General features: G+C 64.9%; 16 protein-coding genes. 8 read left to right on the forward strand and 8 right to left on the reverse strand.

The genetic code is table 11. The annotated features are described in order from the left end of the window. Nucleotides 1-106: 106 nt before the first annotated feature. Nucleotides 107-781 carry an aldolase gene (locus ACE103_RS13575; protein WP_375779833.1) on the reverse strand — a complete coding sequence of 225 codons (675 nt, stop codon included), beginning with the start codon at nucleotides 779-781 and terminating at the stop codon, nucleotides 107-109. 196 nt (nucleotides 782-977) lie between these two features. On the opposite strand from ACE103_RS13575, the gene ltnD reads away from it, so the two are divergent. From ltnD to ACE103_RS13610, 7 genes are all read left to right on the forward strand, one after another. Then, nucleotides 978-1,889, forward strand: a complete 912-nt coding sequence (gene ltnD, locus ACE103_RS13580) for an L-threonate dehydrogenase (RefSeq protein WP_375779834.1) — start codon at nucleotides 978-980, stop codon at nucleotides 1,887-1,889. Nucleotides 1,890-1,901: 12 nt separating this feature from the next. Further along, entirely contained in the window at nucleotides 1,902-2,684 is a 783-nt protein-coding gene (gene otnI / locus ACE103_RS13585) for a 2-oxo-tetronate isomerase (RefSeq protein ID WP_375779835.1), read from the forward strand. Then, complete coding sequence (otnK, locus tag ACE103_RS13590; protein WP_375779836.1) at nucleotides 2,681-3,970, forward strand: 3-oxo-tetronate kinase; 1,290 nt, start codon at nucleotides 2,681-2,683, stop codon at nucleotides 3,968-3,970. The genes otnI and otnK overlap by 4 nt, the downstream gene beginning before the upstream one ends. Before the next feature lie 178 nt (nucleotides 3,971-4,148). Continuing rightward, entirely contained in the window at nucleotides 4,149-5,840 is a 1,692-nt protein-coding gene (locus tag ACE103_RS13595; RefSeq protein ID WP_375779837.1) for a methyl-accepting chemotaxis protein, read from the forward strand. Nucleotides 5,841-6,037: 197 nt separating this feature from the next. Then, entirely contained in the window at nucleotides 6,038-7,744 is a 1,707-nt protein-coding gene (locus tag ACE103_RS13600) for a methyl-accepting chemotaxis protein (RefSeq protein ID WP_375779838.1), read from the forward strand. Nucleotides 7,745-8,128: 384 nt separating this feature from the next. Then, nucleotides 8,129-11,308 carry an efflux RND transporter permease subunit gene (locus tag ACE103_RS13605; RefSeq protein ID WP_375779839.1) on the forward strand — a complete coding sequence of 1,060 codons (3,180 nt, stop codon included), beginning with the start codon at nucleotides 8,129-8,131 and terminating at the stop codon, nucleotides 11,306-11,308. Beyond that, nucleotides 11,295-12,497, forward strand: a complete 1,203-nt coding sequence (locus ACE103_RS13610) for an efflux RND transporter periplasmic adaptor subunit (protein WP_375779840.1) — start codon at nucleotides 11,295-11,297, stop codon at nucleotides 12,495-12,497. The genes ACE103_RS13605 and ACE103_RS13610 overlap by 14 nt, the downstream gene beginning before the upstream one ends. A 112-nt stretch (nucleotides 12,498-12,609) precedes the next feature. Here ACE103_RS13610 and ACE103_RS13615 read toward each other — a convergent pair whose 3' ends face one another. After that, entirely contained in the window at nucleotides 12,610-14,121 is a 1,512-nt protein-coding gene (locus tag ACE103_RS13615) for an acetyl-CoA acetyltransferase (protein ID WP_375779841.1), read from the reverse strand. 139 nt (nucleotides 14,122-14,260) lie between these two features. After that, nucleotides 14,261-15,394, reverse strand: a complete 1,134-nt coding sequence (locus tag ACE103_RS13620; RefSeq protein WP_375779842.1) for a nitronate monooxygenase — start codon at nucleotides 15,392-15,394, stop codon at nucleotides 14,261-14,263. Between the two features lie 282 nt (nucleotides 15,395-15,676). On the opposite strand from ACE103_RS13620, the gene yghU reads away from it, so the two are divergent. After that, entirely contained in the window at nucleotides 15,677-16,555 is an 879-nt protein-coding gene (yghU, locus tag ACE103_RS13625) for a glutathione-dependent disulfide-bond oxidoreductase (RefSeq protein WP_375779843.1), read from the forward strand. A gap of 105 nt (nucleotides 16,556-16,660) precedes the next feature. Here yghU and ACE103_RS13630 read toward each other — a convergent pair whose 3' ends face one another. The 5 genes from ACE103_RS13630 to ACE103_RS13650 form a co-directional block, all read right to left on the reverse strand. Beyond that, nucleotides 16,661-16,936 carry a GNAT family N-acetyltransferase gene (locus tag ACE103_RS13630; protein ID WP_375779844.1) on the reverse strand — a complete coding sequence of 92 codons (276 nt, stop codon included), beginning with the start codon at nucleotides 16,934-16,936 and terminating at the stop codon, nucleotides 16,661-16,663. A 9-nt stretch (nucleotides 16,937-16,945) separates the two neighbouring features. Beyond that, nucleotides 16,946-17,563 carry a flavin reductase family protein gene (locus ACE103_RS13635; RefSeq protein WP_375779845.1) on the reverse strand — a complete coding sequence of 206 codons (618 nt, stop codon included), beginning with the start codon at nucleotides 17,561-17,563 and terminating at the stop codon, nucleotides 16,946-16,948. 153 nt (nucleotides 17,564-17,716) lie between these two features. Beyond that, entirely contained in the window at nucleotides 17,717-18,994 is a 1,278-nt protein-coding gene (locus tag ACE103_RS13640; protein WP_223970781.1) for an acyl-CoA dehydrogenase family protein, read from the reverse strand. Between the two features lie 170 nt (nucleotides 18,995-19,164). Further along, complete coding sequence (locus ACE103_RS13645; protein WP_163153214.1) at nucleotides 19,165-19,542, reverse strand: VOC family protein; 378 nt, start codon at nucleotides 19,540-19,542, stop codon at nucleotides 19,165-19,167. Nucleotides 19,543-20,051: 509 nt separating this feature from the next. Further along, entirely contained in the window at nucleotides 20,052-20,834 is a 783-nt protein-coding gene (locus ACE103_RS13650; protein WP_212311162.1) for an SDR family NAD(P)-dependent oxidoreductase, read from the reverse strand. Nucleotides 20,835-20,984: the final 150 nt, after the last annotated feature.

The following is a 20,984-nucleotide window of genomic DNA, read 5'->3' on the forward strand; positions in this document are numbered from 1 at the left end:
CCGCGCAAAGGCGAAGCCTTTGTCGCTGGAGGTGCGAGCGGAGCGAGCCTCGAAGGATGGCCGCGAGCGAGTGGCCCATCCTTCGAGGCTCGCAAGGGCTCGCACCTCAGGATGACGGCGGTGTGTGTGGCAGATGCTCCGGCAGCGTCAGCCCGAACACTTTCGTCAAATCCGCCACCTGTTCGGGCGAGAGATAGCGCGGATTCAGCCCGCGCAGCAGCAGATAGAGCTTGGCGGTTTCCTCAAGCTCCTCGGTCGCGAACACCGCCGCCTCCAGCGTGTCGCCGGAAACGACGGGGCCGTGATTGGCGAGCAGGACCGATGAATATTTCCCGGCCAGCCCCCTGATCGCGTCGGCAACGGCGGGGTCGCCGGGGCGATAATAGGGCACCAGCGCGGTCTGGCCGCATTTCATGACATAATAGGCCGTCATCGCCGGCAGCGCGGCGCGCGGGTCGATCTCGGGCAGCATCGAAAGCGCGACCGAATGGGTCGAGTGCAGATGCACCACCGCGCCGGCGCTGGTGCGCGTCTGGTAGAGCGCGGTGTGCAGCGGCACTTCCTTGGTCGGGGCGTCGCCGGAGATGAGACGGCCATCGGCGTCGAGCCGCGACATTTTCGCCGGATCGAGGAAACCGAGCGAGGCGTTGGTCGGCGTCACCAGCCAGCCGCCGTCGTCGAGCCGGACGCTGATATTACCCGAGGAGCCTGGCGTCAGCCCGCGCTCGAACAGCGAGCGGCCGAAGCGGCAGATGTCCTCACGAAGCTTTGTTTCGCTCACCCGGTTTCGCCTCGCCGCAATCCGCTTTCCACTTTGTCTCATGCTTTGGCAGCACGGCCAAGCCGTGTTAGGCAAGCAGCAACGAGCATGATCCGGACCCGGCAGGCCGCGCCAGCGAAAGGCGGGCCGCGCTAGCGAAAACCAAGCCGGTTTTTCGAAAATGCTCAAACAACTAAAAATGTTCGAGGATCGCCGCATGTCCAGTTCCGCAACACCGCACGTCGCCGTCATCGGGCTGGGCTCGATGGGGTACGGCATGGCGACCTCGCTCAGGCGCGCCGGATTTGTCGTGACCGGCTGCGACGTGTCGGCCGATGCCGTCGCGCGCTTCGTGGGCGACGGCGGTAAGGGCGCTAAAACACCGGCCGAGGCGGCCAGGGATGCCGACATCGCCGTCAGCGTCGTCGTCAATGCGGCGCAGACCGAGGCCATCCTGTTCGGCAAGGACGGCGCCGCCGAGACCCTGGCGAAGGACGCGGTCTTCATTTCCTCGGCGACCATGGACCCCGATATCGCGCGGCGGCTGGCCAAGCAGCTCGAGGCGACCGGCCGGCATTATCTTGATGCGCCGATCTCCGGCGGCGCGCAGCGCGCGGCGCAGGGTGAATTGACGATCCTCGCCTCCGGCAGCGCGGCGGCGTTCGCAAAGGCGCGGCCGGCGCTGGATGCGATGGCGGCAAAGCTCTACGAGCTCGGCGATGCCGCAGGGCAGGGCGCCGCGTTCAAGATGATCAACCAGCTGCTGGCTGGCGTGCATATCGCGGCCGCCTCGGAGGCGATCGCCTTCGCCGCCAGGCAGGGCCTCGACATCCGGAAGGTCTATGAGGTGATCACGGCCTCCGCCGGCAATTCCTGGATGTTCGAGAACCGCATGCCGCATGTGCTCGATGGCGACTATGCGCCGCGCAGCGCGGTGGAGATTTTCGTCAAGGACCTCGGCATCATCCAGGACATGGCGCGCAATGCGCGCTTCCCGGTACCGGTCTCGGCCGCAGCGCTGCAGATGTTCCTGATGACATCGGCCGCCGGCATGGGCCGCGACGACGATGCGTCGGTGGCGCGGATGTATGCCCAGGTCACCGGTACCAAGCTTCCCGGCGCAAAATAAGAGGACTCTGCAATGCCCCGCTTTGCCGCCAACCTCACCATGATGTTCAACGAAGTCCCGTTCCTCGACCGCTTCGACGCGGCGGCGAAAGCGGGCTTCACCGCGGTCGAGTTCCTGTTTCCGTACGACCATCCGGCCGACGAGGTCGGCAAGCGGCTCAAGGCTGCGGGGTTGGCGCAGGCGCTGTTCAACCTGCCGCCAGGCGACTGGAACGCCGGCGAGAAGGGATTTGCGGCGCTGCCGGATCGCTTCGCCGACTTGCAAGCGAGCCTGAAGACCGCGCTGCCTTATGCGCAGGCGACCGGCGTCAAGCGCGTGCATCTGATGGCCGGGATCGCCGACCGCAGCGATGCCAAAGCGGTTGCGGCGTTTCGCAAATCGGTCGCCTATGCCGCCGAGTTCTTCGCGCCGCATGGCCTCGACGTCGTGATCGAGCCGATCAATCCGCGCAACGTGCCCGGCTATTTCCTCAACGACTTCATCTTCGCGCGCGACCTGATCAACGAGCTTGATATCGCGAACCTGAAGCTCCAATTCGACATCTACCACTGCCAGATCATCCATGGCGATGTCACGATGCGGCTGCGCGAGATGATGCCTGTGATCGGCCACATCCAGATCGCCTCGATCCCCTCGCGCAACGAGCCCGACGGCGAGGAGCTGAACTATCCGTTCCTGTTCGGTGAGCTCGACCGGCTCGGCTATGGCGGCTTCGTCGGCTGCGAATACAATCCGCGCGGCAAGACCACCGACGGTCTCGCCTGGTTCAAGCCCTATGCCGGAGTGAAGCCGTGACGCGAGCCGGAAACCTGTCTCTCGGTTGCGTCGCCGACGACTATACCGGCGCCTCCGACCTCGCCAACACGCTGACCCGCGCCGGCCTGCGCACGGTGCAGACCATCGGCGTGCCCGCCGACGATCTCGCGCTGCCGGAGGTCGACGCCGTCGTGGTGTCGCTGAAGAGCCGCTCGATCGAGGCCGGACTTGCGGTGACGCGTTCGCGCGCCGCGGAGGCCTGGCTGCGCGACCGCGGCGCCGGGCATATCCTGTTCAAGATCTGCTCGACCTTCGATTCCACCGATGCCGGCAATATCGGTCCGGTGATGGACGCGCTGCGCGCCGATTCGAAAGACGCCATCGTGTTGGTGACGCCGGCCTTCCCGGAAACCGGCCGTACCGTGTACCAGGGCAATCTGTTCGTCGGCTCGGTGCCGCTGAACGAGAGCCCGCTGAAGGACCATCCGCTCAACCCGATGCATGATTCCAATCTGGTCCGCGTGCTGGCGCGCCAGAGCAAGACCAAGGTCGGCCTGGTCGATCTGGCGACGCTGAGCCGCGGCACCGAGGCGGTTCGGGCCAAGCTCGCCGAGCTCGCGCGCAGCGGCATCGGCGCTGCTGTCGTCGACGCGGTGTTCGATCGCGACCTCGAAACCATCGGCCAGGTGGCGCTGGATCACGGTCTCTCGGTCGGCGCCTCCGGCATCGGGCTTGGCCTGGCGCGGGCGCTGGTCGCCGCTGGAAAGGCCAAATCGGCAGCTGCGAATGCCGTGACCAGCGCCGCGATCGGCGGGCCGGCCGCCTGCCTCGCCGGCAGTTGTTCGCAGGCGACGCTGCGTCAGATCGCCAGCGCCGAGAAAGTGATGCCGGTCCTGCACCTCGACCCCGAGCGGGTGATTGCCGGCACGGACGAGGCGCAGCGCGCGCTCGCCTGGGCCAAAGAGCGGCTCGGCATGGGTCCAGTCCTGATCGCCAGCAGTTCGACTCCTGAGGAGGTGGCAGCTCTGCAATCCCGTCATGGCCGTGATGCGGCCGGACATGCGATCGAGCAGGCGATGGCCGACATCGCCGAGGGTCTGGTGCGGTCGGGTGTGCACAGACTGGTGGTCGCCGGTGGTGAAACGTCGGGCGCCGTGGTCGATCGCCTTTGTATCCCGGGATTCCTGGTCGGGGCGGAAATCGCTGCGGGCGTGCCGGTTCTGCGCGCGGTCGGCGCTGGAAAAGGCGAGATGGTGCTCGCCCTGAAATCAGGCAATTTCGGCGGGCCGGAGTTCTTCTCGGACGCGCTGGCATTGATGCCTTGACGCGCTTCTCGCGCGTCATGTCACGGCGGTGACGGGTAACTCCGTAGTTCAACGGGGAACCAAATTAACCCTACTTAAGGAGGGGGGCTGGCTTTGATATGTGCGGCGCACCGCCGCGCCATCAGTCTTCTTTCCGCACGAACGGGCCTCGCGAGCCCGGCACCCAAGAGACCCCACGATGTTCGCCAAATTCTCGATCCGCGCCAAGATCATTGCCGTGGTTGCATTCCTGCTTGTTGCGATAACGGGCATGGGCCTACTGGCGGTCATGAATCTGCGGTCGATCAATGCCAACACCGTCGACATCACGACCAGCTGGCTGCCGAGCGTGCGTGCACTCGGGGATCTGCGCGCCGGCGTTATCACGTACCGCAACGTGATCCGCGAGCACATGCTGTCCGAGACGCTGGAGGACAAACTCGCGCAGGAGAAGACCCTCGCGACCGTGGTCGAGGCCAACACCAAGTTCCGCGCGATCTATGAACCGTTGATCACCTCCCCCGAGGAGCGCGCGCTCTACAATCAATGGGTGGACACCTGGACCCGTTACAAGAAGGGTACCGAGGAGGTGATGGCCCTGTCGCGCAAGGATGTCGGCAAGATCCCGCACGACGCGCACGAGCTGAACGCCAAGACGGTGAACAAGATCGGCCTCGAGGCGGATGAGATCCTGCGCAAGGACATCGACCTCAACAATGCCGGCGCAGACAAGGCCGCGCAGGACGCAGCGAACAGCTACGCGTCGACCGTCATGTTGCTTGCCATGATCCTCGGCGCCGCCATCATCGTCGGCGTCGGCGTCAGCTTCCTGATGATCCGCGACGTCTCCGCCGGTATTGCCTCGATCGTGAATCCGATGCAGGCGCTTGGCCGCGGCGACCTGACCGCGGAAGTGCCGCATCAGGGCGAGAAGACCGAGATCGGCGCCATGGCTGATACGTTGCAGGTGTTCAAGGAAGCCCTGGTCGCCAAGAAGGCGGCCGATGAGGCCGCCGCCGCTGATGCCGAAGCCAAGATCGAGCGTGGCCGACGGGTCGACGCCATCACCCGTAATTTCGAACAGATGATCGGCGAGATCGTGCAGACCGTGTCGTCGGCCTCGACCCAGCTCGAAGCCTCGGCCAGCACGCTGTCGTCGACCGCAAGGCGTTCGCAGGAACTGACTACCTCGGTTGCCGCTGCATCCGAGGAGGCCTCGACCAACGTGCAGTCGGTGGCGTCGGCGACCGAAGAGCTGTCGTCGTCGGTGACCGAGATCAGCCGCCAGGTGCAGGAATCGGCGCGGATGGCCGGCGACGCCGTCGGCCAGGCGCGCACCACCAACGATCGCGTCAGCGAGCTGTCGAAGGCGGCCGCGCGCATCGGAGACGTCGTCGAACTGATCAACACGATTGCCGGCCAGACCAATCTGCTGGCGCTGAACGCCACCATCGAGGCGGCGCGCGCCGGTGAAGCCGGCCGCGGCTTCGCGGTCGTGGCGTCCGAGGTGAAGGCGCTGGCTGAGCAGACCGCGAAGGCGACCGGCGAGATCGGTCAGCAGATCGCCGGCATCCAGACCGCGACCCAGGAGTCGGTCGGCGCGATCAAGGAGATCTCGTCGACCATCGAGCGACTGTCGGAGATCTCCTCCACCATTGCCGCCGCGGTCGAAGAGCAGGGCGCGGCGACGCAGGAGATTTCCCGCAACGTGCAGCAGGCGGCGCAGGGCACTCAGCAGGTCTCGGCCAACATCACCGACGTCCAGCATGGCGCCAACGAAACCGGCTCGGCTTCGAGCCAGGTGCTGTCGGCGGCACAGTCGCTCTCGGGTGATAGCAACCGCCTCAAGCTCGAGGTCGGCAAGTTCCTCGACGCCGTCCGCGCGGCCTGACGCCGGCCGAAGCTCTGACCATCGAACAATGCCCGGTCGGCAGGCCGGGCATTTTTCTTTGCGTGGATGCCGCTTTCACGCTCAGTAATTCAACGGAAGACATGATTAACGAACCGTAGGTCCACGCGCGGTAACCTGTCACAGCGCGACGCGACCACCCGCAAGAATCGCGAAATCCATTCCAAACAAGGCACCGGATGATGTTCCTGGCGAGATTCCGCATTCTCACGAAGATACTGGCGATTGTGGGCGGTCTCTCGATCATCGCCGGGATGCTCGCCTATCTCGGGATCTCCTCGTTGAAATCGCTCAGCGAGCGCGGCGTCGTCACGGCGCGCGCGGCGGAACGCGCGTTGCTGTCGGCGCAGGCCAACCAGAACGTGCTCGCGATCAACCGCGCCGAATTCCGCAGCGCGCTCGATCCGCGCGACGAGAACCGGCTTGCGGCGCGATCGCTGATCGACGAGCAGTTCAAGTCGCTCGAGGAGCGCATCGCCACGATCAGCAAGACACAGGACCCGCAAACCATCGCGCTGCTGCCCGGCGTGCGAACGGCGCTGTCGGCCTATCGGGCTCAGCTGAAGCAGACGCTTGACGCGGTCGAGAGCGCGAAGGCGGTGGACCTGACCCAGTCTGCCGAGAAACTGCGCGATGTCGCGATGAAGAGCCGCACGGCCGCGGAAGAGCTTCAGGCCAGGGTTCGGGCCGTCGCTGACCGCCAGGACGAGCGGGTCAGGGACAACGTCAAGGCCAGTGAGCAGGAATACGTATCGACCTCGGAGTTGTTGATCCTGCTTGCTGCTTCGGGGGTCCTGCTCGGGTTGCTGTTCGGCTTTGTCGTCGGACAGTACGGTGTCGCGAAGCCGATCCGTGCCGTTGTCGCGATGCTGCAGCAGCTTGCCGATGGCCGCTATGACATCCCGGTGCACGGCACCGATCGCCGCGATGAGGTCGGCGACGTCGCCAAGACCGCGCTTGTGTTCAAGGACAATGGCCTTGCCAAGGTCCGGATGGAGCGCGAGCAGAAGGAAATCGAGGTGCGCGCCGCCGCACAGCGCCGCACCGACATGCTCCAACTGGCCGATGGCTTTGAGCGCGCGGTCGGTGAGATCGTCGAGACCGTCGCATCCGCCTCGACCGAGCTCGAAGCGTCGGCGACCACGCTGACCTCGACCGCCGAGCGTTCGCAAAACCTCGCGACCACCGTTGCCGCTGCGTCGGAGGAAGCCACCACCAACGTCCAGTCAGTGGCGTCCGCTACGGAGGAACTGTCATCCTCCGTCAACGAGATCAGCCGGCAGGTGCAGGAATCGGCACGGATGGCGGGCGATGCCGTCAACCAGGCCCGTGCGACCAATGACCGGGTCGGGGAGCTGTCGAAGGCTGCCGCCCGGATCGGTGACGTGGTCGAGCTGATCAACACCATTGCCGGCCAGACCAATCTGCTGGCGCTGAATGCCACCATCGAGGCGGCGCGCGCCGGCGAGGCCGGACGTGGCTTCGCGGTCGTGGCATCGGAGGTGAAGGCACTCGCGGAGCAGACCGCGAAGGCGACCGGGGAGATCGGCCAGCAGGTTTCCGGCATCCAGGCTGCGACCGAGGATTCCGTGGCCGCGATCCGCGCCATCGGTTCGACCATCGAGCGGCTGTCGGAGATCTCGTCCGCCATTGCCGCCGCGATCGAGGAGCAGGGCGCGGCGACCCAGGAAATATCCCGAAACGTGCAGCAGGCGGCACAGGGCACCCAGCAGGTCTCGGCCAACATTACCGACGTGCAGCACGGCGCCAATGAGACCGGCTCGGCGTCGACCCAGGTGCTGTCGGCGGCACAGTCGCTCTCGGGTGACAGCAGCCGCCTCAAGCTCGAAGTCGGCAAGTTCCTCAACGCCGTCCGCGCCGCCTGATCCGCTGCCGGTTCGACCAAACAGACATCGTTGTCAGGGCAACCGATCCCGGTGTGGTGAGCCGGCCGGCTCACCACGCTCTACATTTTCGCAGAGCAGCGATGCGTTAGCCTCCTGACGGCCGAAACGGCGTGCTCGGCCGGCGCGTATTCGCAGCAGAGCCGTCTCTTTTTTGACGATGATCCGAGCGCGATCGGCGGCACTGTGCCCGGCGTACCCGATCGGAGCGCACGGCTTCACCTACTATGCCAAGGAAGTGAAGGCCGCCGCGGCTCCGCAGGTTGGCGTTTTGCCCGTCGTCGGGTAAATCGGCCGCTGCGGAACGGCTTTTGCAATGTCGATTCCTCTGCCCGGGGCGGGCTTCATTTCGGGAATGCTGCTTTTATGATCGCACTGGTTCGTATCGCGCTGAGCCGGCCATATACTTTCGTCGTGCTCGCGATCCTGCTGTTGATTATCGGACCGTTGGCGGCGATGCGCACGCCGACCGACATCTTTCCCGACATCCGCATCCCGGTGATTGGTGTGGTCTGGCAGTACACCGGTCTGCCGCCCGACCAGATGGCCGGCCGCATTACTTCGCCGTTCCAGCGCGCGCTGACCACGACGGTCAACGACATCGAGCACATCACCGCCAACTCGTATAACGGGTTCGGCATCATCAAGATCTTCTTTCAGCCCAATGTCGACATCCGCACCGCCAACGCGCAGGTCACCGCGATTTCGCAGACGCTGCTCAAGCAGATGCCACCGGGCGCGACGCCGCCGCTGATCCTGAACTACAGCGCCTCGACGGTTCCGATCATCCAGGTCGCATTGTCGGGCGAAGGCCTGACCGAGCAGAACCTCGCCGACATCGGCATCAACCAGCTGCGCACGCCGCTGGTCACGGTGCCCGGCGCCGCGATCCCGTATCCGTTCGGCGGCAAGCAGCGCCAGGTCCAGATCGATCTCAATTCGACTGCGCTGCAGGCACGCGGCCTGTCCGGCCAGGACGTCGCTAACACGCTCGCCGCGCAGAACCTGATCACGCCGGTCGGCACGCAGAAGATCGGCAACTTCGAATACACCGTAAACCTGAACAACTCGCCGCTCCGGATGGAGGAACTCGGCGACCTGCCGATCAAGCAGGTCAACGGCGCGATGGTCTATGTGCGCGATGTCGCTACCGTCCGCGACGGCAACCCGCCGCAGACCAACATCGTCCATGTCGACGGCAACCGCTCGGTGTTGATGATGGTGCTGAAGGCCGGCGCCACCTCGACGCTCGATATCATCTCCGGCATCAAGCAGAAGGTGATCGACGTCAAGGACCAGCTGCCGGACGCGCTGAAGATCGGCTTCATCGGCGACCAGTCGGTGTTCGTCCGCGGCGCGATCACCGGCGTCGCCTTCGAAGGCGTGATCGCGGCGCTGCTGACCAGCGTGATGATCCTGTTGTTCCTCGGCAGCTGGCGCTCGACCGTCATCATCGCGGTGTCGATCCCGCTGTCGGTGCTCGGCGCCATCATCATGCTGTCCCTGATCGGCGAGACGCTGAACATCATGACGCTCGGCGGCCTTGCGCTCGCGGTCGGCATCCTGGTCGACGACGCCACGGTGACGATCGAGAACATCAACTACCACCTGGAGCAGGGCAAGCCGGTCGAGCAATCGATCCTCGACGGCGCCAACCAGATCGTGACGCCGGCCTTCGTCTCGCTGCTCTGTATCTGCATCGTGTTCGTGCCGATGTTCTTCCTGACCGGCGTCGCGCGCTTCCTGTTCGTGCCGATGGCCGAAGCTGTCATGTTCGCGATGATCTGGTCGTTCATCCTGTCGCGCACCCTGGTGCCTACCATGGCGAGCTATCTGCTGCAGGCGCACGTCCATCACGAGGGCGCGCCGCCGAAGTCGCGCAATCCCCTGGTGTGGTTCCAGCGCGGCTTCGAGGCGCGGTTCGAGCGCATCCGCGGCGGCTATCACGGTTTGCTCGCGATGGCGCTCGGCCACCGCAAGGTGTTCGTTGGCGGCTTCCTCGCGGTGGTCGCCGTCTCGTTCCTGCTGGTACCGTTCCTGGGACGCAACTTCTTCCCGTCGGTCGATGCCGGCAACATCCTGATGCATGTCCGCACCCAGGTCGGCACCCGCGTCGAGGAGACCGCCAACCAGCTCGCCGACATCCAGAAGGCGATCCGCAAGCTGGTCCCCGGCGAGATCGAGACCATGACCGACAACATCGGCATGCCGATCTCCGGTATCAACATGACCTACAACAACACCGGCGTGATCGGTCCGCAGGACGGCGACATCCAGATCCGCTTGAAGGAAGGCCACAAGCCGACCGAGCAGCATGTCCGCACGCTGCGTGAGCAATTGCCGCGGCTGTTTCCGGGCACCAGCTTCGCGTTCCTGCCGGCCGACATCGTCAGCCAGATCCTGAACTTCGGTGCGCCGGCGCCGATCGACCTGCAGATCCGCGGCGCCAATCTCGACGCCAACTTTGCCTACGCCAACAAGCTGCTGGCGAAGATCAAGCGCATTCCCGGCATTGCCGACGCGCGGATCCAGCAGTCGCCGAACAATCCGACCTTCAACATCGATGTCGACCGCACCCGCGCGCAATATGTCGGCCTGACCGAGCGCGACGTCACCAACTCGCTGGTCGTCAACCTCGCCGGCTCCTCGCAGGTCGCGCCGACCTACTATCTCAATCCCGATAACGGCGTGTCCTATTCGATCGTGATGCAGACGCCGCAATACCAGATCGACTCGCTGAGTGCGCTGCAGACGCTGCCGATCACCGCGACCGGCAACACCCAGGCGCCGATCCTCGGCGGCATCGCCGACATCAAGCGCGCGACCTCGAGCGCGGTGGTGTCGCAATACGACATCCAGTCCCTGGTGCAGATCTACGCCACGACGCAGGGCCGCGATCTCGGCGGCGTCGCGACCGACGTGCGCAAGCTGATCGCCGACACCGCCAAGGAGGTGCCGAAGGGCTCCTCGGTGGTGCTGCTCGGTCAGGTGCAGACCATGAACTCGGCCTTCACTGGCCTCTTGTTCGGCCTGCTCGGCGCGGTCGTCTTGATCTACTTCCTGATCGTGGTGAACTTCCAGTCCTGGTCGGATCCGTTCGTGATCATCACGGCGCTGCCGGCAGCACTTGCCGGCATCGTCTGGATGCTGTTCACGACCCAGACCACGCTGTCGGTTCCGGCGCTTACCGGCGCCATCATGTGCATGGGCGTCGCGACCGCCAACAGCGTGCTCGTGATCAGCTTCGCCCGCGAGCGCTATGAGGAACTCGGCGATCCCGTCGCGGCGGCGCTGGAGGCAGGTTTCGTCCGGTTCCGCCCGGTGCTGATGACCGCGCTCGCCATGATCATCGGCATGGCGCCGATGGCGCTGGGGCTCGGCGAGGGCGGCGAGCAGAACGCCCCTCTGGGCCGCGCCGTGATCGGCGGCCTGATCTTCGCCACCTTCGCGACGCTGATGTTTGTTCCCGTGGTATTCAGTATGGTACACAAGAAGCAGGGCGCCAAAGCCGCCGCCTCACCGGAGATTCCGCATGCAGCCCACTGAACAGCGCCCACCGGTGTCCCGCCGGAGATTGGGCATATTCGGCGTGGTTGCATTGGTCGGCGCAGGGCTGATCGTCGGCACCGGGATCCGCGCTCGCGAGGAGCAGGACACCAGGCTGAAGCAATGGACCGATGACCAGGCCGTTCCGACCGTCGCGGTGGCGCTACCCAACGCCAAGGCGCTCAGCCCCACGATCGACCTGCCGGGCCGGCTCGAGGCCTATTCCCGCGCACCGATCTTCGCCCGGGTGTCCGGCTATTTGAAAAACTGGGACGCCGACATCGGGGCCCGGGTCAAGGCCGGCCAGGTGATCGCCGAGATCGAGGCACCCGACCTCGACCAGCAATTGCTGCAGGCGCGCGCCGATCTCGCCAGCGCCCAGGCCTCGGCCAAGCTTTCAGAGGCCACGCTGACCCGGCGCAAGACGCTGGTCGCCTCGAACTTCGTCTCCGCCCAGGAGATCGACGAGCGCACCGCCGACCTCTCCAACAAGAACGGTGCGGTCAGGTCCGGCCAGGCCAATGTCGAGCGGCTGGAAGCGCTCGCCGGTTACAAGAAGATCACGGCGCCGTTCGATGGCGTGGTCACCTCGCGCGACACCGACGTCGGCGCGCTGATCAATGCCGGCGGTAACTCGGGTCCTGCAATGTTCACGATCTCGGACATCACCAAGCTGCGCGTCTACGTCAACGTGCCGCAGAACTACGTCCCGGCGATCAAGATCGGCGCCAAGGCCTTCTTGGTATTGCCGGATTACCCGAACCGCACCTTCCAGGCGACGGTGGAAGCCTCCTCGCAGGCGGTCGATGTCGCCTCCGGCACCACGCGGATGCAGCTCGGGCTCGACAATTCCTCCGGCGAACTGATGCCGGGCAGCTATGCCAGCGTGAAGCTCAATTTGCAGCGCGAGGCCGCGCCGCTCAGCATTCCCGCCAGCGCGCTGATCTTCAACAGCAGCGGCCTGCGGGTCGCGACTGTCAGCCCCGATGACAAGGTGCTGTTCAAGACCGTGAAGATCGGCCGCGACCTCGGCAAGGAGATCGAGATCGCCTCGGGCCTCGCGCCTGACGACCGCATCATCACCGCCCCGCCTGATGGACTCGCCGACGGCGATCATGTCCGCGTCACCGGCGCCGGCGCCAAGGGCAAGCCGACGACGGCATCGGAAAAGCAGGATGTGAAGGGGTAGCTTCCCCTTCGTCAGGCCCGGGCTTGTCCCGGGCATCCACGTTTTCCTTTTCTTGGCTAGGCAAAGACGCGGATGGCCGGGACGAGCCCGGCCATGACATGCGGAAAAAGCCTTATCCCACCCGCCATTCCCGCACACCATCGCTCGCCGTGACGATGTCGCCCGTGCTGCCGACCGGCGTGCGGTCGAGGTCCCGCAGATAGGTCAGCGTTGCCGTGTCGCTCGCCGGAATGCGGCCGAGGGTGCGGCGGCCGTCTTCGGTGCGCAGCATTGTGACGCCGTGCTCGACCTCGCCATTGGCGCGATAGATCACGGTGAAGGCTTCGACGTTGCCTTTTCCCGCGGCCTCGGCGGTGAAATCGGGCACGTTGCGGCGGTGGCGGTCCGCCTCCGCCTGCACGCTGGTCTCCTGCTTGAGTGCCGCCGTCGGCGCCGCGCGCGACAGCACGAGGCCATGATGCTTGGTGACGAAGCCGCCTTGGCCGTAGAGCAAGCCGAGCGTGCCGCCGTTGCGCAGCTTGCGCACCATCGCGCAGGCCGAATGCGTCATGTAGGTGTTGAGCGGCGCGCCGAAGAACGTCAGACCACCGGTCACGGTCGGCTGCACGTCGGCGCCGAGGCCGAGCGTCCGGCGCGCCATCTTCGGCACGCAGGGGAAGCAGCTATAGAGTTCGATCGCGTCGAACTTCCTGCCGTCGCCGCCGACGAGGTCCATCACCGCCTTCAGCACCGCATTCTGCGCGTGGCTCTCGACGAACTGGTCGCGGATCAGATAGTCGCGCGGCTCTTCCGCCGAGGCGCCGCCGAGCGGATAGATCAGTTTGTCCTCGGGCACGCCGGCGGCGCGCGCTTTCGCAAGGCTGGTCAGGATCAGCGCGCCACCCATGTTCACCGTCGGGTTCGCCACCATCAGCTTGGTGTAGGGCCAGGCGATCATCCGGTTGTCCGGCGTCGCGGTCGTGATCTCGTCGCCGGTGAAGCGCTTCTTCAGCCACGAGTTCGGATTGTCGGCCGCAACTCGCGCGTAGGTCGACCACAGATCGCCGGACTCCTTCAGCGCCTCGCGCGGCGTCTGGCCCCAATGCGCCGAGGTTGCGGACTCATAGAGCGGATAGACCGTGATCGGCCGGAACACGCCGAGCGCAACGGCCAGCGGCTTCTGGAACGCGGCGCCGCGCTTCGGCTCCTCCACGTCATGCGCGAACGGCGTCCACGGCAGTTCGACGCCGGCGCGCTGCGCCTTGGTCGCGGTCGACTGCGCCTCCGCACCGCAGACCGCGGCAACGCTGCATTCGCCACGCGCGATGCGTTGCGCCGCCTCGTGCAGGTAGCGGATCGGGCTCTCGCCGCCGACCGGGCCGTAATAGAGATGCGCGGGCGCTATGCCGAGCCGCTGCGCCAGCTGCTTTTCGGGATCGCGATAGCGCCAGCTCAGGAAGTTGACGACATCGAGCGACTGCACGTCGGAGAGCAGTTTTGCGCCGCTGTCGGCCTCGGCGCGCTTCAGCGCCTCTTCCAGCAGAGTGAGCGGCTCGAGGCCGGCGGCGATGTCCTTGGGACGATCGACAACCTCGCCAACGCCGACGATGACGGGAATGCGGTCTTCGGGGATGCTGTTCGACATTCTTGTTGCTTCACTCTGGGATATTGATTCGGTGGCTAATTGGTCGTCATTGCGAGGAGCGAGGCGACGAAGCAATCCATTCTCCACCCGGGGCGAGATCGATTGCTTCGCTTCGCTCGCAATGACGGCGGTGGCCGTGTCACTCCGCCACCAGCGCGTTCATGTGCTCGACAGCCTCGACGAATTCTTCCTTGAACTCCTGCACCACGGCGCCCGCCGACTTCACGCTGTCGACCAGGCCGACGCCCTGGCCGACGAAGTAGCTGACGAGATCGCGCGCCTTCTCGTTGCCGGCCGCAGCGGCGCGGTCGATGGCGTTGAAGGCGTCGCGGCTGATGATGCTTTGCAGCGGCATCGGCAGCGCGCCGGGGCTATCCGGTGAGCGGTCCCAGGCGTCGGTCCACACCGAGCGGAGCTGCCGCGCCGGCTTGCCGGTGCGGCCCTTCGAGCGGATCGCATCGCGCGAGGACGCCGCGATCATCTTCTCGCGGAATATCTCCGAGGTCTCCGACTCCACGGTGGCAAGCCACACCGAGCCGGTCCAGGCGCCGGCAGCGCCCATCGCCATGCAGGCCGCCATCTGGCTGCCGGTCATGATGCCGCCGGCGGCGAGCACCGGCACGTCGCGGATCTTCCTGACCGCCTTGATCACCTCGGGGACCAGCACCATGGTCGAGACTTCGCCGCAATGACCGCCGGCCTCAGTGCCCTGCGCGACGAGGATGTCGACGCCGGCTGTGACTTGACGCAGCGCATGTTCCTTGGAGCCGACCAGCGCCGCCACCGGCACACCGTGCTTGCGGCCCATCTCGATCATCGCTCTCGGCGGCACACCGAGTGCGTTGGCGATCAGCCGGATCGGATGGCGGAACGAGACCTCGAGCAATTGCAGCGCGGTCTCGGCGTCGAACGGCTGCGGCTGGTTGTCGGCGACACTCTGCGCCGTGAGCTCGATGTTGTATTTCTTGAGGAGATTGCGGGTGAAATCGCGATGCTCCTGCGAAACGCGTTTCTCGAGGCTCTTCCAGGTGACGTTCTTCTCACCCGCGGTCGAGATATTTTCGGGGATCAGCACGTCGATGCCGTAGGGCTTGCCGTCGACGTGATCGTCGATCCATTTCAATTCCTGCTCCAGCGTCTCCGGCAGATACCGGGTCGCGCCGAATACGCCGAAGCCGCCGGCGCGGCTGACCGCCGCCACAACGTCGCGGCAATGGCTGAAAGCGAGCAGGGGGAATTCGATTCCCAGCATGTCGCAGATCGGTGATTTCATGGACTGGTTTTCTCCCGGCAGCCGTTTTTTGTGCTTGTTGGCATCAGGCTTCCGCGACGCTAGCGCATCATGGATGGTCAAGCCAAGCCGGTTTCCACTACGGCGATCTTGCGCGGAGGCGCTGCTCTGGCTGCATCCCTCGCGACGCATTCCGCAAGGTAGAAAATGCGAGAGCACGGGCTGGGCAAAGCCGAGCACACCCACCATCTAGTGCGAGCATACGGATGGGCACGACGGTCGCCGGCCCAACCTTTGGAAAAACATAAACCGGGAGCCAACGACGTGACTGACACCTCTGCCTACGAGCCGCCGAAAGTCTGGACCTGGAACAAGGAGAGCGGCGGGCGCTTCGCCAGCATCAACCGGCCGATCGCGGGCCCGACCCATGACAAGGAATTGCCGGTCGGCGGTCATCCGCTGCAGCTCTATTCGCTGGCGACGCCGAACGGCGTCAAGGTCACCGTGATGCTGGAAGAACTGCTGGCGGCGGGCCACAAGGGCGCGGAATACGACGCCTGGCTGATCAAGATCGACGGCAACCAGTTCGGCAGCGGTTTTGTTGCGGTCAATCCGAACTCGAAGATTCCGGCACTGATGGACCGCAGCGGACCGGAGCCGATCCGGGTGTTCGAGTCGGGTTCGATCCTTGTCTATCTCGCGGAAAAATTCGGCGCGTTCCTGCCCACTGATGTGAAGACCCGCGCCGAAACCTTCTCCTGGCTGTTCTGGCAGATGGGCTCGGCGCCGTATCTCGGCGGTGGCTTCGGGCATTTCTATGCCTATGCGCCGACCAAGATCGAATACGCCATCGACCGCTTTGCGATGGAGGTGAAGCGCCAGCTCGACGTGCTCGACCGCAGGCTCGCCGACAACGAATATCTCGCGGGCGATGTCTACACCATCGCCGACATGGCGGTGTGGCCGTGGTATGGCGGTCTGGCCAAGGGCCTGCTCTATGGCGGCGGCGAATTCCTCTCGGTGCAGGATTTCAAGAACGTGCAGCGCTGGACCGATGCGATCGCAGCACGGCCCGCGGTGAAGCGTGGCCGCATGGTCAACCGAACCTGGGGCGAGCCGTCGAGCCAGCTCCACGAGCGGCATGACGCCGGCGATTTCGAGACCAGGACGCAGGACAAGATCGGCGAGCCGGCGGCGTCTTGATTGCGCAATAGCTGCGTAGGGTGGATTAGCGAAGCGTAATCCGCCGTCGTGTGCGGACAAATTGGCGGGTTACGCCTTCGGCTAACCCGCCCTACAATCGACGCATCACCCCAGCAGATCGTCATACTCCGGATGCTTCTTCATGAAGCCCTGGATGAACTCGCATTTCACAACGAGCTTGATCTTCTGCGCGCGTACCGCATCGAGCGTCGCGCGGGCGAGTTTTGAGCCGATGCCGCGGCCGCCGAGCTCCGCCGGCACCTCGGTGTGCACAAGCGTGATCGTACCCGGCGTCTTGCGGTAGACCACGAAGGCGGTTGCGCCATCGACGTCAAGTTCGAACCGGCTCTGGGCCTCGTTTTCGCGGAATGCTTCGCTCATCGTCTTGTCCTATTTCTTCTTTGCGCCCTCGGCCGCGGGAAACACCACGCGGTCGTCGGTGCGGCAGTAGCGGTCGGCGAACATGCGGCCGATCGGGTGGTAACGCTCCATGTGGACGCGCATCGCATCACGATCCCACAATTCGTCGCGGATGTGGAAGTGGATGCCTTCGCCCATGATCAGCTGGCGGTCGCCGTTGACGTCGATCAGCTTCCAGGTCTTGCACTCCATCGCGAACGGCGCGTCGGCAAGCCGGGGCACCGCGATCTTGCTGGAGGGCGCGAGCTTGAGGCCGAGATAATCCGGCTCGCCGATCTCGGGCGGAAAATCGCCCGAGGTCTCGTGCATCGCTCGCGCCAAGGGCTCGTCGGTGAGGTTGACCACGAACTCGCCCAGGCGTTGGATATTGACCAGGGTGTCCTTCTCGCGGCCGTCGGGCCTGCGGTTGACCGCGAACATGCAGAGCGGCGGATCCTCGCAGAACACGTTGAAGAACGAGAACGGCGCCGCGTTGACCACGCCGTCGGCGCTCTGGCTCGTCACCCAGGCGATCGGCCGCGGCAGCACGAAGGAGGTCAGCACCTTGTAGCGTTCGCGCTGACTTAGGTCGCTCGGGGAATATTCCATGGGATGTCCGAAAACGTAGGGCGGGTTAGCGAAAGCGTAACCCGCCGCCGGCCGTTCGGAAAGCAAAAGGCGGGTTACGCTTGCGCGAACCCGCCTTGCAGACTTGCTTCCTCACCACGCCCCGCGAAGAGCGGGGAGTGGGGGGCGCATCGACTACGTCATGCTCAGTTCGTGGCGGCCGACCACCATCCAGTGCACCTCGTCCGGACCGTCGGCGAAGCGCAGATGGCGGACGTCCTGGTACATTTCGCCGAGCGGGGACCACTGCGAGATTCCGGTGGCGCCGTGCATCTGGATCGCCTGGTCGATCACCTTGCAGGCGCGCTCGGGAACCATGGCCTTGACCATCGAGACCCAGACGCGGGCTTCCTTGTTGCCGAGCACGTCCATCGCCTTGGCGGCCTTCAACACCATCAGCCGCATCGCTTCGATCTCGCAGCGGGCCTGGGCGATGATCTGCAGGTTGCCGCCGAGATGGGCGATCTTCTTGCCGAACGCTTCGCGGGTCAGGCCGCGCTGCACCATCATGTCGAGCGCCTTCTCGGCCTTGCCGATGGTGCGCATGCAGTGATGGATGCGGCCGGGGCCAAGGCGGACCTGCGAGATCTCGAAGCCGCGGCCTTCGCCGAGCAGCATGTTGTCCTTCGGCACCTTCACATTGTTGAAGCGCAGATGCATGTGGCCGCGCGGCGCATGGTCATGGCCGAACACGTGCATCGGGCCCAGGATCTCGACGCCGGGGGTGTCGATCGGCACCAGGATCTGCGACTGCTGCTTGCTCGGCGCCGCATCGGGATTGGTCTTCACCATCACGATCATGATCTTGCAGCGCGGATCGCCGGCGCCGGAGATGTAATACTTCTCGCCGTTGATCACCCACTCGTCGCCGACAAGCTTTGCGGACGTCGAGATGTTCTTGGCGTCGGAGGAGGCGACGTTCGGCTCGGTCATCGCATAGGCCGAGCGGATCTCGCCGTTGAGCAGCGGCTTCAACCACTTCTCCTTCTGCGCCTTGGTGCCGACGCGCTCCAGCACTTCCATGTTGCCGGTGTCCGGTGCCGAGCAGTTCATCGTCTCGGAGGCGAGCGGGCTCTTGCCGAGCTCGGCGGCGATATAGGCGTAGTCGAGGTTGTTGAGGCCATCGCCGGTTTCGGCGTCGGGCAGGAAGAAGTTCCAGAGACCGACCTCCTTGGCCTTGTCCTTGGCCTTCTGCAGGATCGCGAGCTGTTGGTCCGTGAAGCTCCAGCGGTCGGTCTTCTTCTCGCCGGCGCGATAGAACTCGACCGACATCGGGTCGACGGTGTCGCGGATGAACTGCTTCACATGGTCGTAGAGCGGGCGGACCTTGTCCGACATACGGAGGTCGTTGAGCTCGTCGCCCGGATTGAGCGTGTAGTTCGTGGTGCGCGGCACATAGGCATGCTTCATTATCGTTTCTCCCGTCGCGAAGGCGCGTTCGCGGCGGACAATAAACGTGTGCGGCGCGAAGCGCGAGCACCGATTTTCCTGATGTCTCTACCGCATCGCGGAATTTCGCGACGGCGTTTCAAACGTTGTTTGAACGCCGTCGCCGACAGCGTGAAAAATCCGGCGGACGCCGGTTAGGTCATCCGATGCATCGCGCAGATCTTGTTGCCGTCGAGGTCACGCAGATAGGCGAGGTAGAGCTTGATGCCGCCTCCCTCGCGCACGCCCGGCGGGTCTTCGCAGGGCTTGCCGCCATTGGCGACGCCGGCCGCGTGCCAGGCATGGACCTGTTCCGGCGAAGAGCAGGCAAAGCCGATCGTGCCGCCATTGGCGTGCGTGGCCGGCTCGCCGTTGATCGGCTTGGAAACCATGAAAATGCCGGCCTTGGTGAGGTACATGATGCGGTGACCGTCGACCCGGGCCGGCCGGACATCGAGCGTGCCGAGCAGCGCATCATAAAACGCCTTGGCCTTGTCCAGATCGTTGGTGCCAACCATCACGTGTGAAAACATCTGAAATATCCTCCCTGTTGTCGACGAAAGCCGCTTTGTCGCGTGCCTGCCGCTCGAACGCTTAGCAGCAGTTTCGCCGCGACGGAAGCGACGCCGCGTCGCGTGCGGTTCTGAAGCGGACCGATCTCGTCATTCCGGGGCGAGCGAAGCGAGAGCCCGGAATCCATCAAGCCGCGGCGTCGGTGGATGAATGGATTCCGGGCTCGCGCCAAAAAGGCGCGCCCCGGAATGACGAGGGGGAGATACCCTGATCACTGAGCTGCCCGACAGCGGGAGAGGGACAAGTAAACGCAAGACTCGGACGCAGCAGCGCCGCGAGGATGCGGATGTATGATCCACAGAACGTGCAACACACTCAGTGTCGTCCTGGCGAAAGCCAGGACCCATTACCCCAAATCTCAATTGTTGCGCGACGCTGGAGCCACGATCCCGTTCATAAGCAAATTCGGTGGCTATGGGTCCTGGCTTTCGCCAGGACGACAGTTGTGGACGTGGCGGTCCCGGTACCCTCAGAACGCCGTGTACCCGCCATCGATCACAAAGCAGTCCGCCGTATGATAGGACGACGCCTTGCTCATGAGGTAGACGGCGATGCCGCCGAAATCGCTCGGCTCGCCGAAGCGGCGCACCGGGATGCGCGGCATCACATTGGCGACGAACTTGTCGTTGGCCATGATGCCGGCGGTCATGTCGCTCTTGATCCAGCCGGGCAGGATCGCATTCGCGGTGACGCCGTGGCGGGCGAGCTCGACGCCGAGCGCGCGGCACAGCGCGTTCAGCGCGGCCTTGGTGCCGGCATAGTGCTCGTTGCGTGCGGTGCCGAACAGCGAGGCGAGGCTCGAGGTCGCGACCAGTCGGCCGAACTTGTCGCCGGCCTCGGCGCGCTCGGTCATGTGACGTGCCGCAGCCTGGAATACGTGAAACACGCCGTCGAGATTGGTCGCGAACATCTTGCGCCATTCCTCCTCGGTGCGGTCGATGAAGGAGCGGCGTCCGCCGCCGCCGATGCCGGCATTGGCGAAGCAGCCGTCGACGCGGCCGAAGGTGTCGAGCGTCGCCTTCATCGCGGTCTTGACCGAGCCGGGATCGGTGACGTCGCAGAATTGCGTCGCGACCTTGCCGGGCCCAGCCTTCATCGAGGCCGCGGCGTTAGCGTTTTTTTCCGCGTTGCGGCCCCAGATCGCGACGTTGCAGCCGGCTGCGTTCAACGCCTGCGCGATGCCGAGGCCGATGCCGCCGTTGCCGCCGGTGATGACAGCAACGCGGCCGGTGAGATCGAAGATGCCACTCATTGGGGTTTCCATTTGGTTTGGTGCGCGCTAATCACGCGTTCACGGATGGGCTTGCCGCCGACCATGGACAAGCCCGGCACAAAAATCAAATATGGGTCGAAGCATCGACCTACCGCGGTACCCACCGCCGAAGCAACGTAAAGAGGAAAC

This window comes from Bradyrhizobium sp. ma5 (assembly GCF_042258955.1).
In the GTDB taxonomy this organism is placed as follows: domain Bacteria; phylum Pseudomonadota; class Alphaproteobacteria; order Rhizobiales; family Xanthobacteraceae; genus Bradyrhizobium.

What these genes read in the sequence shown, in the direction of transcription:
- otnI (WP_375779835.1), top strand. Translation starts at nt 1,902, where the DNA reads ATGCCCCGCTTTGCCGCCAACCTCACCATGATGTTCAACGAAGTCCCG.
- ACE103_RS13630 (WP_375779844.1), bottom strand. Translation starts at nt 16,936, where the DNA reads ATGAGCGAAGCATTCCGCGAAAACGAGGCCCAGAGCCGGTTCGAACTT.
- ACE103_RS13600 (WP_375779838.1), top strand. Translation starts at nt 6,038, where the DNA reads ATGATGTTCCTGGCGAGATTCCGCATTCTCACGAAGATACTGGCGATT.
- ACE103_RS13620 (WP_375779842.1), bottom strand. Translation starts at nt 15,394, where the DNA reads ATGAAATCACCGATCTGCGACATGCTGGGAATCGAATTCCCCCTGCTC.
- ACE103_RS13645 (WP_163153214.1), bottom strand. Translation starts at nt 19,542, where the DNA reads ATGTTTTCACACGTGATGGTTGGCACCAACGATCTGGACAAGGCCAAG.
- ACE103_RS13615 (WP_375779841.1), bottom strand. Translation starts at nt 14,121, where the DNA reads ATGTCGAACAGCATCCCCGAAGACCGCATTCCCGTCATCGTCGGCGTT.
- ACE103_RS13595 (WP_375779837.1), top strand. Translation starts at nt 4,149, where the DNA reads ATGTTCGCCAAATTCTCGATCCGCGCCAAGATCATTGCCGTGGTTGCA.
- ACE103_RS13650 (WP_212311162.1), bottom strand. Translation starts at nt 20,834, where the DNA reads ATGAGTGGCATCTTCGATCTCACCGGCCGCGTTGCTGTCATCACCGGC.
- ACE103_RS13635 (WP_375779845.1), bottom strand. Translation starts at nt 17,563, where the DNA reads ATGGAATATTCCCCGAGCGACCTAAGTCAGCGCGAACGCTACAAGGTG.
- ltnD (WP_375779834.1), top strand. Translation starts at nt 978, where the DNA reads ATGTCCAGTTCCGCAACACCGCACGTCGCCGTCATCGGGCTGGGCTCG.
- ACE103_RS13605 (WP_375779839.1), top strand. Translation starts at nt 8,129, where the DNA reads ATGATCGCACTGGTTCGTATCGCGCTGAGCCGGCCATATACTTTCGTC.
- ACE103_RS13610 (WP_375779840.1), top strand. Translation starts at nt 11,295, where the DNA reads ATGCAGCCCACTGAACAGCGCCCACCGGTGTCCCGCCGGAGATTGGGC.